Genomic DNA, 12,745 nt, shown 5'->3' with positions numbered 1-12,745 from the left:
TGCCGCCGGGCCGGGCTACCAGCCGCGCTCGCGCCACTCGGGCAGGTGCGGGCGCTCCGCGCCGAGCGTGGTGCCCTTGCCGTGCCCGGGGTGCACCACCGTGTCGTCCGGGAGATACCCGAAAACGCGCTCCTCGACGTCGTTCATCAGCGACGTGAACCGGGCGGGATCCTTCTGCGTGTTCCCGACGCCGCCGGGGAACAGGGAATCGCCGCTGAAGAGGTGCGCGGGGCCGTCCGGGTCGCGGTACAGCAGGGCAACCGAGCCGGGCGTGTGGCCGCGCAGCTTGATGGCCTCGAGGGTGATGCCGTCGACCTCGACGGGGTCGCCGTGGCCGAGGGCCAGATCGGTGGGTACTTCGATGTCCGGTACGTCCTCGGCTCCGGCGGCGCTGCGGGCGCCCGTGGCCTCAACGGTTTCCGCGAGGGCGCGGACATGGTCCCAGTGGCTGTGCGTCGTGACGACGAGCCCGACCTTGGCCCCCACCGCGGAGTCCGCCGCGCCGTCGGCGAGCAGCCGGCGGATGGCGGGCAGGTCGTCGGCGGCGTCGATGAGCACCTGGGCGCCGGTCTGCTTCGACGTGAGCAGGTAGACGTTGTTGTCCATCTCGCTGACGGACGCTGAACGGATGGTGATGTCCCGAAGATCCCACATGGGGCCAGTCTAAGCACGTGTCCCGGGTGCCGGGGAAGGGCGGGCCGCCGGATGTGGCCTGTGCGCCGCCCCATCACCGCCTCCGCGGTGCGCCGGGAAGGGCAGGGTGCGTCCGGAATCACAGGGTGCGCCGAGAGTGAAACGCCTTGCCCGGCGGCGCGGCCCCGGCGTAGATTCGATGGGTTCTGTATCGGGCGCGCGGAAGGGTGGACAGCGGATGGAGGCCGACCAATTCGACTGGCGGCTCGACAAGGAAAGCTCCGTTGCGCTCTACGAACAACTGCGTCTGCGCATCATCGAAGCGGCGGACGACGGCGAACTTGCGGTGGGCACCAAGTTGCCGCCGGTGCGCCGGCTGGCGGACCATCTGGGGATCGTGCCGCACACGGTGGCGCGGGCCTACCGGGAACTCGAGACCGCCGGGCGGGTCAAGACCGCCGGGCGGGCGGGGACCGTGGTCAGCGCCGGCGGCGACAAGACCGCCCAGCTGCTGGCGGAGGCCGCGGCCCGCTTCGCCGCCGTCGCCAGGTCCCAGGGCGTGGAAACCCGAACCGCACTGGCCGCGGTGAAGGCCGCCCTGGAGGGCTGACCCTCCTGGTCATAGCGGACGGGTCCTGTCCGCAGCTCCGGGCGTCCGGAGCCCATGGTTACGTTTTCGAACGCATTTTCGATTAGAGTGGAAGCTGTGCTAAAAGCGACTGAATCAACTGAATCCGGCCTCGCGCGACCCGCGGGCGGGGACCTTTCCAGACTGATCGTCAAGGGAGCGCGCGAGCACAACCTGCGCAATGTGGACCTTGACCTGCCCCGCGACGCGATGATTGTCTTCACCGGCCTCTCGGGCTCCGGCAAGTCCTCGCTGGCCTTCGACACTATCTTCGCCGAGGGCCAGCGCCGCTACGTCGAGTCGCTCTCCTCATACGCGCGCATGTTCCTGGGCCAGGTGGACAAGCCGGACGTGGACTTCATCGAGGGCCTCTCGCCCGCGGTGTCCATCGACCAGAAGTCCACCAGCCGGAACCCCCGATCCACCGTCGGCACCATCACCGAGATCTACGACTACCTCCGCCTGCTCTGGGCCCGCGTAGGCCGACCGTACTGCCCGGTGTGCCACGAGCCGGTCGCGCGGCAGACGCCGCAGCAGATCGTGGACCAGCTGCAGGAGCTCGAGGACGGCACGCGGTTCCAGGTCCTCGCCCCGGTGGTCCGGGGACGCAAGGGGGAGTTCGTCGACCTGTTCAAGGAGCTCTCCGCCAAGGGCTACTCGCGGGCCAGGGTCGACGGCGACCTCATCCAGTTGTCGGACCCGCCCAAGCTGGGTAAGCAGTTCAAGCACACCATCGAGGTGGTGGTGGACCGCCTGGTCGTGAAGGAAGGAATCCACCAGCGCCTCACGGACTCCATCGAAACGGCGCTGGGCCTGGCGGAAGGCCGCGTGCTGGTGGATTTCGTCGACCTGGATGCCGAGGATCCCCAGCGGACGCGGTCCTTCTCCGAGAAACTGGCCTGCCCCAACGAACACCCGCTGGCCATCGACGAAATCGAACCGCGGTCGTTCTCGTTCAACAACCCGTTCGGCGCCTGCCCGGTCTGCACCGGCATCGGCAGCCGGCTCGAGGTGGATGAGGAACTGGTGGTCCCGGATCCCGACCTCAGCCTGGCCGAAGGCGCCATCGCGCCATGGTCGCTGGGCAAGGCGACCAGCGAGTACTGGAACCGCCTCCTCGAGGGGCTCTCGCACGAGCTCGGCTTCAGCATGGACGACCCGTTCCGGAAGCTGTCCAGGGATGTCCGCAAGGCGGTGCTGCATGGCAAGGACTACAAGGTCGTGGTCCAGTACCGGAACCGCTTCGGCCGCGAACGCAAGTACAGCACCGGCTTCGAAGGCGCCGTGCAGTACATCCACCGCAAGCACCTGGAAACCGAGTCGGACAACGCACGGGACCGCTACGAGCAGTACATGCGGGACATCCCCTGCCCGGAGTGCAAGGGCGCGCGGCTGAACCCGGCGTCGCTGTCGGTACTGATCGGCGGCAAGTCGATCGCCGAGATCTCGGCGCTCCCGCTGCGCGAATGCCTGTCCTTCCTGGATGCGCTGGTCCTGACGGACCGGGAGGCGCAGATCGGCCACCAGGTGCTGATCGAGATCCGTGCCCGCCTGCAGTTCCTGCTGGACGTCGGCCTGGAGTACCTGAACCTCGAGCGCCCGGCCGCCACGCTGTCCGGCGGCGAGGCCCAGCGCATCCGGCTGGCGACTCAGATCGGCTCGGGCCTGGTCGGCGTGCTCTATGTCCTGGACGAGCCGTCCATCGGCCTGCACCAGCGCGACAACCGCCGGCTGATCGAAACCCTGACCCGGCTGCGGGACCTGGGCAACACCCTGATTGTCGTCGAGCACGACGAAGATACCATCCACGAGGCGGACTGGATTGTCGACGTCGGCCCCGGTGCGGGCGAGCACGGCGGCGAGGTAGTGCATTCGGGTTCACTGAAGGAGCTGCTGGACAACGAGAAGTCCATCACCGGCGACTACCTGGCCGGCCGCAGGCGCATCGAGGTTCCGGCCAAGCGCCGGAAGATCGACCGGAAGCGCCAGCTGAAGGTTGTCGGAGCGCGGGAGAACAACCTGCGCGGCATCGACGCGCAGTTCCCGCTGGGCGTGCTGACCGCGGTCACCGGGGTCAGCGGTTCCGGCAAGTCGACGCTGGTCAACGACATCCTGTACAAGGTGCTGGCGAACAAGCTCAACAATGCCAAGCAGGTGGCGGGACGCCACACCAGGGTCGAAGGCCTGGAGCACCTGGACAAGGTCATCCACGTGGACCAGAGCCCGATCGGCCGTACCCCGAGGTCCAACCCGGCGACCTATACGGGCGTCTTCGACCACATCCGCAAGCTGTTTGCCGAGACCAACGAATCCAAGGTCCGCGGCTACCAGCCGGGCAGGTTCTCGTTCAACACGAAGGGCGGCCGCTGCGAGGCGTGCGCCGGCGACGGAACGCTGAAGATCGAAATGAACTTCCTGCCGGACGTCTACGTGCCCTGCGAGGTCTGCCACGGCGCCCGCTACAACCGGGAGACCCTCGAGGTCCATTACAAAGGCAAGTCCATCGCGGACGTGCTGGACATGCCGATCGAGGAGGCCGCCGGGTTCTTCGCCGCCTTCACGCCGATCGCCCGGCACCTGAACACCCTGGTGGACGTCGGCCTCGGCTACGTGCGCCTCGGCCAGCCGGCGACGACGCTCTCGGGCGGCGAGGCGCAGCGCGTGAAGCTCGCCAGCGAACTGCAGAAGCGCAGCAACGGGCGCAGCATCTACGTGCTGGACGAGCCGACGACCGGCCTGCACTTCGAGGACATCCGCAAGCTGCTGGGCGTCCTGCAGTCCCTGGTTGAGAAGGGCAACACCGTGATCACGATCGAGCACAACCTGGACGTGATCAAGAGCGCCGACTGGGTCCTGGACCTCGGCCCGGATGGAGGCTCCGGCGGCGGCCAGATCATCGCCACCGGCACGCCCGAGCAGATCGCCGGGGCGGAGGGCAGCCACACGGGGAGGTTCCTGGCCGAGATCCTGCAGTAACGAAGCCCCTCCGGGGTATGGAAAAATGCCTAGGTGACTTCTTTGCCGGACTTGGTTCTGTTTGATCTGGACGGGACCCTCGTGGACCCGGCCGGAGCCATCACCGGCGGCATCGGCCGGGCGCTGCAGGCCCGCGGGCTGCCCGTTCCGAACCAGCGCGTGCTGGACGCCATGGTCGGTCCTCCCTTGGGGGAGTCGCTGCGGTTCCTGGCCAGGGTGCCCGAAGCCGAGGTTCCCGAAGTCATCCGGCTCTACCGGGCGGACTACCGGGCGGCGGGCATGGCGGCCAGCCACGTGTATCCGGGCATCGTGCCGCTGCTGGAAGACCTCAAGGGCCGGGGGACCCTGCTCGCCGTGGTGACGCAGAAGCCGACGCCGATCGCCGTCGAACTCCTCAAGGTGCAGGGGCTGGCCGGATACTTCGGCAGCATCCACGGTGCCGCGCTCGACGATGTGGAGGGTGCGGGAGGACCGGACTCCGGGAAGATCCCGATCCTGGCTGAGGCACTGGAACATTACGCGGGCCGGTTCGGCCGCGCGGTGATGATCGGCGACCGGCACTACGATATCGAGGCGGCAACGCACCACGGCATCGAGGCCGTGGGAGTCGGCTGGGGATTCGCCGCCAACGGCGAACTCGCCGCGGCCGGGGCAACGACGGTGGCGGCGTCGGCGGACGAGCTGCACGCGCGTCTGCGGGCGCCCGGCGGGGAAGACGGCAAGGACAACGGCAGCATGGACACAAGCATGGACACAGCGGAGGAAAACGCCGGACATGGAACTCTTTGAAGGCACGCGCTTTGCCTTTAGGACAGGCATCCGCGCCTCCTGCCGGCCAACCGTCGAAGGCCTCGGAAACTTTCCGCGCAGCGGACCCGTCATCGTCGCACCGAACCACTTGTCTTTCCTGGACAGCGTCATCGTGCAGGCGCTGATGCCGCGCAAGGTCGCCTTCTTCGCGAAGTCCGAGTACTTCACCGCCCGCGGTCCGAAAGGCGCGGTCATGAGGTGGTTCTTCAACAGCGTGGGATCGATCCCGGTGGAGCGGGGAGAACAGGCCGCCGGTGTTGCCGCGCTGCAGACGGCGCTGGAGATCCTCGAGCGCGGCCAGGCCTTCGGAATCTACCCGGAGGGCACGCGTTCCCGCGACGGATTGTTGTACCGTGGAAGGACGGGAGTGGGCTGGCTCGCACTGACCACCGGTGCGCCTGTCGTGCCTGTCGGACTGATCGGCACGGAGCGGCTCCAGCCGGCAGACAGGAACATGATCAAGCCCCAGCATTTCACCTTGAAGGTCGGAGCACCGCTGTACTTCGACAAGACCGGGCCCGACCACTCGCTGCCGGCCCGCCGGGCAGCCACGGACAAAATCATGGACGCCATCGCGGACCTGACAGGACAGCAGAGGGCCGGCACCTATAACCAGTCGAGGCAGGCCGGCTAGATGGCGCTGCCCTCCTCCTACCGGCCGCGGCCGGGGGAAATCCCCACCAACCCCGGGGTCTACCGGTTCCGGGATGAGCACAAGCGCGTCATCTACGTGGGCAAGGCCAAGAACCTGCGTTCCCGGCTCAACAGCTATTTCGCCAACCCGGACTCGCTGATGCCGCGCACGCGGGCGATGGTGCACACGGCGGCTTCCGTCGAGTGGACGGTGGTCGGCAGCGAGCTCGAGGCCATCCAGCTGGAGTACACCTGGATCAAGGAGTACGCGCCGCGCTTCAACATCATGTTCCGGGACGACAAGTCCTACCCCTACCTGGCCGTCACGATGTCCGAGAAGTTCCCGCGGGTCCAGGTCATGCGCGGCGACAAGCGCAAGGGCACCAAGTACTTCGGCCCGTTCTATCCGGCGAAGGCCATCCGCGAAACGGTGGACACGCTGCTCCGGGTCTTCCCCGTCCGGACCTGCAGCGTCGGCGTCTTCAACCGCGCCCAGCGGACGGGGCGGCCGTGCCTGCTGGGCTACATCGACAAGTGCTCGGCACCGTGCGTCGGCCGGATCTCGCCGGAGGACCACAAGGCGCTGGCGGGTGAGTTCTGCGCGTTCATGGGCGGGGAGGCCGACCGCTTCATCAGGGCACTGGACAAGAAGATGGCGGCGGCCGTCGCGGAACTCGACTATGAGGCGGCCGCCCGGTACAGGGACGACATCGCCGCCCTCAAGCGGGTCTTCGAGCGCAACGCCGTGGTGTTGAGCGAGGACACCGACGCGGACATCTTCGCGCTGGCCGAAGACGAGCTCGAGGCGGCGGTCCAGGTCTTCCACGTCCGCGGCGGGCGCATCCGCGGCCAGCGCGGCTGGGTCGTCGAGAAGGTCGAGGATGCCACGCGCGCGGACCTGGCCGAGCACCTCCTCCAGCAGGTCTACGGCGACGGCGAGGACCCGGACCGCATTCCGCCCCAGGTGCTGGTCCCGGTGGAACCCGAGAACCGGGAGGAGCTGGAACAGTGGCTGCGCGGCCTCCGCGGCCGCAAGGTCGAACTGCGCGTCCCGAAACGCGGCGACAAGGCGGCCCTCCTCGACACCGTGCGGCAGAACGCCGAGCAGGCCCTCGCGCTGCACAAGAGCCGCCGCGCCGGCGATATCACCACCCGGTCCGCCGCCCTGCAGGAGCTGCAGGAGGCGCTCGACCTCCCCGTCGCGCTGCTGCGGATCGAGTGCTACGACATCTCGCACGTCCAGGGCACCAACGTGGTCGCGTCCATGGTGGTGGTCGAGGACGGGCTGCCCAAGAAGGCGGACTACCGCCGCTTCTCCATTAACGGCGAGGCCGCCCGCGACGACACGTCCGCCATGTACGACGTGATCAGCCGCCGCTTCCGGCACTACCTGGCGGACAAGACCGCGCAGCCGGCCGGCGGGTCCGAACCCGAGGCAGAGAAGCCTGCGGCTCCTGCCGGGACGCCGCAATCGGCCGGTGCGGGCGAAAACGCGGAAGCCGCGCCCGTGGAGCCGCTGGCCGACACCACGACCGAGGCACCCCGGACCAAGTTCGCCTACCCGCCCAACCTGGTCGTGGTCGACGGCGGGCCGCCCCAGGTCGCCGCGGCGTCCCGTGCCCTGGCCGACCTTGGCATCACCGATGTCTTCGTCGTCGGCCTCGCCAAGCGGCTCGAAGAGGTGTGGCTGCCCGACGACGACTTCCCGGTGATCCTGCCGCGCGCCTCCCACGGCCTCTACCTCCTGCAGCGCATCCGCGACGAAGCCCACCGTTTTGCCATCAGCTACCACCGCCAGAAGCGCGGCAAGTCGATGACGGAGTCCGTCCTGGACGGGGTGCCAGGCCTCGGCCCGGCCAAGCGCAAGGCGCTGCTGAAGCACTTCGGCTCCGCCCGCAAGCTCAAGGCGGCCAGCGTTGAGGAACTGCTGCTGGTTCCCGGCGTAGGACCCGCGCTGGCGGCGTCCATCAGGCGCCAGCTGGCCCCGGACGCCGCCGCGGAACCGCAGGCCCCGGTCCTCAACATGGCGACCGGCGAGATCGTCGATTCTTAGTTAGGCTTAGGAACGTCCGCCGCGATGAAGGGCCGTCTCCTTGGCGGCTTACCGCACGGCGGGAAACAAGGAACAGGACGGGCTTAATGTCGGAGGAAGAGGATCTCACGCCGGTGAAACCGGAAGAATCCGAACTGCTGGTGGTCACGGGCATGTCCGGGGCCGGCCGCACCACCGCGGCGCACGCGCTGGAGGACCACGGCTGGTACGTGGTGGACAACCTGCCGCCGCAGATGCTGGGGACGCTCGCCGAGCTGGTCTCGCGGATGCCGGACTCGCTGCCCCGGCTCGCCGTCGTCGTCGACGTGCGGAGCAAGAACCTGCACCGCGACATCAGGGAAGCCCTCAACGGCCTGCGGGCCAGCGCGATCAACTTCCGGGTGCTCTTCCTCGACGCCGGCGACAATGTGCTGGTGCGCCGCTTCGAACAGGGCCGGCGGCCCCACCCGCTGCAGGGCGACGGCCGGATCTCGGACGGCATCACCGCCGAACGGGAGCTCCTGGCCGGGCTCAAGGACGCCGCGGACCTCGTCATCGATACGACGGACATGAACGTCCACACGCTCGCCACCAACGTCACCGAGCTGTTTTCGGACTCCGGCCCCATCGTGCTCCGGCTGAACGTGATGAGCTTCGGCTTCAAGTACGGCCTGCCCGTGGACGCCAACTTTGTCGCGGACGCGCGCTTCATCCCCAACCCGCACTGGGTTCCCGCGCTCCGGCCGCACACCGGCCTGGAGAAGCAGGTTAGCGACTACGTGCTGGTCGAGTCCGGGGCGGAGGAGTTCATCAAGCGCTTCGTCTTCGCCCTGGAACCGGTGCTCGAGGGCTACCGGCAGGAGAACAAGCATTACGCCACCATTGCCGTCGGCTGCACCGGCGGCAAGCACCGCTCCGTGGCCGTGGCCGAGGAGCTCGCCAAGCGGCTCGCCCAGCTTCCGCGCGTCAAGGTTGCGGTCCAGCACCGGGACCTGGGGCGCGAATAGTGGCTTTGCTGACAGGGCCGCTGCCGCGCATTCCGGTGGCCCAGCCGGACCGGTCCGGCGGTTCGCGGGGCCCGAATCCGCCGTCCGTCGTCGCCTTGGGCGGAGGCCACGGTCTTTCCGCCTCGCTGGCCGCCCTGCGCCTGCTCACCACGGAACTCACCGCCATCGTGACGGTGGCGGACGACGGCGGGTCCTCCGGCCGCCTGCGCCGCGAGCTGGGCGTCCTCCCGCCGGGAGACCTGCGGATGGCATTGGCGTCGCTGTGCGACGACACCGAGTGGGGCCAGACATGGCGCGACGTGATGCAGCACCGCTTCAAGTCGCTCGACACCGTGGACGGCAGCCTGGACAACCATGCCCTGGGCAACCTGCTCATCGTCACCCTCTGGGAACTCCTCGGTGATCCGGTGGCCGGGCTGCAGTGGGCCGGTGCGCTGCTCGGTGCCCGCGGCCAGGTCCTGCCGATGGCGACCGTTCCGCTGACCATCGAGGGCGACGTGCTGACCGAAGACGCGGAGGGCCGGCTGCGCAGCGTCACGATCTCCGGCCAGTCCAAACTGGCGGCCGCCGGCCGGAATGCCCGGGTCAACGACGTGCGGCTGATTCCTGACGACGCGCCGGCCTGCGCAGAGGCCCTGAACGCCATTGAGCTGGCGGACTGGATCATCCTGGGCCCGGGGTCCTGGTACACCTCCGTCCTGCCGCATCTGATGCTGCCGCAGCTTCGCGACGCCCTGTGCGCGTCGCCGGCGCGCCGGATCCTGACCATGAACCTGGCCACCGACACCAAGGAGACGTCCGGCATGACTGCCGCGGACCACCTGGCCGCGCTGCACCGCTATGCCCCCGGAATGAAGTTCGACGCGGTGCTCGCCGATCCGTTCGCAGTCGGCGACCGCGCGGAGTTCGAATCCGCCGCCGGCCGTCTCGGCGCCTCCGTGGTGTTCGGTAGAGTGGGAACCCCCGGCCGGCGCGCGGTGCATGATCCGCTGAGGCTTGCGACGGCCTATCACGACATTTTTGCCGGGGAGCATGAATGAGTAAGGACAAGATGCATGGCGCTGACTGCAGCGGTCAAAGATGAACTTTCCCGCCTGGACATCAAGAAGTCCCAAGTGCGCAAGGCAGAGGTTTCGGCGACCCTTCGCTTCGCCGGGGGACTGCACATAATTTCCGGGCGGATCGTGATTGAGGCCGAGGTGGACCTGGCCGCGACCGCACGGCGCCTTCGCACAGCGATCGCGGAAGTCTATGGGCACAGCAGCGACATCATCGTGGTCTCCGGCGGGGGACTGCGCCGCGGCAACCGCTACGTGGTGCGGGTGGTCAAGGACGGCGAGTCGCTGGCGCGGCAGACCGGGCTGCTCGACGCCCGCGGCCGGCCCGTCCGGGGGCTTCCGTCTGTGGTGGTTAATGGTTCCACGGCGGACGCGGAAGCGGTCTGGCGCGGCGCCTTCCTCGCACACGGTTCGCTGACCGAGCCCGGAAGGTCGTCCGCGCTGGAAGTCACCTGCCCGGGTCCGGAGGCGGCGCTGGCGCTCGTCGGGGCCGCCCGCCGGCTCGGTATCTCGGCGAAGGCCCGCGAAGTGCGCGGCGTGGATCGGGTGGTCATTCGCGACGGCGACACGATCGCCGCCCTGCTCACCCGCATGGGCGCCCACGATGCCTTGATGGTGTGGGAGGAACGCCGGATGCGCAAGGAAGTGCGCGCCACCGCCAACCGCCTGGCCAACTTCGACGATGCGAACCTGCGCCGCTCCGCCCAGGCGGCCGTGGCAGCCGGGGCGCGGGTCGAGCGCGCGCTGGAGATCCTCGGCGAGGACGTACCCGAGCACCTGCGCTACGCCGGCGGCCTGCGGGTGGCACATAAGCAGGCGAGCCTGGACGAACTGGGCCGCCTGGCGGATCCGCCGATGACCAAGGACGCGATCGCCGGCCGCATCCGGCGCCTGCTGGCCATGGCGGACAAGCGGGCCGTCGAACTCGGTATTCCCGGCACGGAGGCGAATGTGACCGCGGAGATGTTGGACGAGTAGGGCCTATGCATAGGATGGGGATGTCCGGGCCGATGCCCGGTTCGTGCCCCGTGGGCCAAGGATAAGTTTCCGGCCGGTGCTGCCGGCCGGATGATCAATCCGATCATGGCCGCCTAACGGCGGCCCAAAGTTACGGAGGATATTCGTGAGCAAGTACGAACTGCCCGAGCTCAACTACGACTACGCAGCGCTGGAGCCGCACATCTCCGCCCGCATCATGGAGCTGCACCACAGCAAGCACCACGCCGCTTACGTAGCCGGAGCCAACACCGCCCTCGAGAAGATGGCCGAAGCCCGGGACAAGGGCGACGCCGCCGCGGCCGCGAAGCTGTCCAAGGACCTGCAGTTCAACCTGGGCGGCCACATCAACCACTCCATCTTCTGGAACAACCTTTCCCCGGAAGGCGGCGACAAGCCCGAGGGCGAACTCGCTGCGGCGATCGATGAGTTCTTCGGCTCGTTCGACAACTTCCGCGGCCACTTCACCGGTGCCGCGACCACCATCCAGGGCTCCGGCTGGGCCATCCTGGCCTACGAGCCGCTCGGCGGCAACCTGGTCATCGAGCAGATGTACGACCAGCAGAACGGCGTCCCGGTCGCAACCACCCCGCTGCTTCAGCTGGACATGTGGGAGCACGCGTTCTATCTCGACTACCAGAACGTCAAGGCCGACTACGTGAAGGCCTTCTGGAACATCGTGAACTGGGCCGACGTGGCCAAGCGCTTCGACGCCGCCCGTTCCGGTGCTGCGGCCCTGGTCATTCCCGGCAAGTAGCGGATTTTTGCGGATGCGGAAGGCATGCCCGTGCCCGGCACGACGGCATGCCTTCCGCATCCCGGGCAACACGGACACAATGAGGTAAAAGCAGCATTACCGTAGAACGCCGGACCGGCCACAGTCCGGCGATGATTGACCAGCAGTAAACAGGAACCGGCGCCCAACTTGAAGGGGATGGAACTGTGACAACTCGTGTAGCAATCAACGGATTCGGACGTATCGGACGCAACTTCTTCCGCGCGGCCCTGGCCCAGGGGGCCGACCTCGAGATCGTCGCGATCAACGACCTGACGGACGCCAAGACACTCGCCCACCTCCTGAAGTACGACAGTGTCATAGGCCGTATTTCCGAAAGCGTGGAGGTCAAAGACGACGGGCTCCTGGTCGGGGGCAGGACCGTCATGGTGCTGGCCGAGCGGGATCCGGCGCAGCTTCCCTGGAAGGATCTCGACGTCGGCATCGTCATCGAGAGCACCGGGTTCTTCACCAAGGCGGGGGACGCCCGCAAACACCTCGACGCGGGCGCCGCAAAGGTCCTGATTTCCGCGCCGGGTACCGACGTCGACCTGACCGTGGTCATGGGCGTGAACGACCGGGACTACGATCCGCAGGCCCATAACATCATCTCCAATGCCTCCTGCACCACGAACTGCCTGGCCCCGCTGGCCATGGTGCTGCATGAGAACTTCGGCATCGAGCGCGCCCTCATGACCACCATCCACGCCTACACCGCGGACCAGAACCTGCAGGACGGCCCGCACCGGGACCTCCGCCGCGCCCGGGCCGCCGCGATCAACGTGGTTCCAACCTCCACCGGCGCGGCCAAGGCGATCGGACTGGTGCTGCCGGACCTGAAGGGCAAGCTGGACGGTTACGCCATCCGCGTTCCGGTGCCGACGGGCTCCGCCACGGACCTCACGGCGCAGCTGTCGCGCGAGGTCACGGTCGATGAAGTCAACGCCGCCTACAAGATGGCCGCCGCCGACGAACGCCTCGCGGGGATCCTGACCTACTCGGAAGATCCGCTTGTGTCGTCGGATATCGTCACAGATCCGGCATCTTCGATCTTCGACTCCGGACTGACTAAGGTTATTGGTGACCAGGTGAAAGTCGTTGCGTGGTACGACAACGAGTGGGGCTATTCCAACCGCCTGGTGGATCTGGCCGAACTGGTCGCCTCCAAGATGAGCTGACCGACGCACTGCTAAGGGT

Annotated in this window: 11 protein-coding genes; 10 read left to right on the top strand and 1 reads right to left on the bottom strand. The window is 67.9% G+C overall.

Translation table 11 applies throughout. From position 1 onward, the window contains the following. Positions 1-15 precede the first annotated feature (15 nt). Positions 16-654, bottom strand: a complete 639-nt coding sequence (locus tag WFH44_RS08835) for an MBL fold metallo-hydrolase (protein WP_336713398.1) — start codon at positions 652-654, stop codon at positions 16-18. 217 nt (positions 655-871) lie between these two features. Here WFH44_RS08835 and WFH44_RS08830 point away from each other — a divergent pair, with 217 nt between their 5' ends. The 10 genes from WFH44_RS08830 (at position 872) to gap (ending at position 12,726) form a co-directional block, all read left to right on the top strand. Further along, on the top strand, positions 872-1,243 hold the full coding sequence (locus tag WFH44_RS08830) for a GntR family transcriptional regulator (protein ID WP_336713396.1): 372 nt from the start codon (positions 872-874) through the stop codon (positions 1,241-1,243). A gap of 96 nt (positions 1,244-1,339) precedes the next feature. Further along, complete coding sequence (uvrA, locus tag WFH44_RS08825; RefSeq protein ID WP_442892890.1) at positions 1,340-4,237, top strand: excinuclease ABC subunit UvrA; 2,898 nt, start codon at positions 1,340-1,342, stop codon at positions 4,235-4,237. 33 nt (positions 4,238-4,270) lie between these two features. Continuing rightward, positions 4,271-5,026: an HAD hydrolase-like protein gene (locus tag WFH44_RS08820; RefSeq protein WP_336713392.1), complete on the top strand. Its 756-nt coding sequence runs from the start codon at positions 4,271-4,273 to the stop codon at positions 5,024-5,026. Further along, positions 5,013-5,681 (top strand): lysophospholipid acyltransferase family protein, encoded by a 669-nt coding sequence (locus WFH44_RS08815; RefSeq protein ID WP_336713390.1) that lies wholly within the window; start codon positions 5,013-5,015, stop codon positions 5,679-5,681. Before WFH44_RS08820 ends, WFH44_RS08815 begins: the two co-directional genes overlap by 14 nt. After that, positions 5,682-7,733 (top strand): excinuclease ABC subunit UvrC, encoded by a 2,052-nt coding sequence (gene uvrC, locus WFH44_RS08810; protein ID WP_336713388.1) that lies wholly within the window; start codon positions 5,682-5,684, stop codon positions 7,731-7,733. An 86-nt stretch (positions 7,734-7,819) separates the two neighbouring features. Then, positions 7,820-8,719 carry an RNase adapter RapZ gene (rapZ, locus tag WFH44_RS08805; RefSeq protein WP_336713386.1) on the top strand — a complete coding sequence of 300 codons (900 nt, stop codon included), beginning with the start codon at positions 7,820-7,822 and terminating at the stop codon, positions 8,717-8,719. Then, positions 8,719-9,759 (top strand): gluconeogenesis factor YvcK family protein, encoded by a 1,041-nt coding sequence (locus WFH44_RS08800; RefSeq protein ID WP_336713384.1) that lies wholly within the window; start codon positions 8,719-8,721, stop codon positions 9,757-9,759. Before rapZ ends, WFH44_RS08800 begins: the two co-directional genes overlap by 1 nt. A gap of 15 nt (positions 9,760-9,774) precedes the next feature. Continuing rightward, positions 9,775-10,755, top strand: a complete 981-nt coding sequence (gene whiA / locus WFH44_RS08795; protein WP_262104399.1) for a DNA-binding protein WhiA — start codon at positions 9,775-9,777, stop codon at positions 10,753-10,755. Positions 10,756-10,900: 145 nt separating this feature from the next. Next, positions 10,901-11,530 carry a superoxide dismutase gene (locus WFH44_RS08790; protein WP_336713381.1) on the top strand — a complete coding sequence of 210 codons (630 nt, stop codon included), beginning with the start codon at positions 10,901-10,903 and terminating at the stop codon, positions 11,528-11,530. 185 nt (positions 11,531-11,715) lie between these two features. Then, positions 11,716-12,726: a type I glyceraldehyde-3-phosphate dehydrogenase gene (gene gap / locus WFH44_RS08785; protein ID WP_336713379.1), complete on the top strand. Its 1,011-nt coding sequence runs from the start codon at positions 11,716-11,718 to the stop codon at positions 12,724-12,726. Positions 12,727-12,745: the final 19 nt, after the last annotated feature.

Origin of the sequence: Arthrobacter sp. USHLN218, from assembly GCF_037144715.1 — a bacterium.
In the GTDB taxonomy this organism is placed as follows: domain Bacteria; phylum Actinomycetota; class Actinomycetes; order Actinomycetales; family Micrococcaceae; genus Crystallibacter.
Note: the sequence above shows the minus strand (reverse complement) of the source record. Positions and strands in the feature narration are given on the sequence as shown.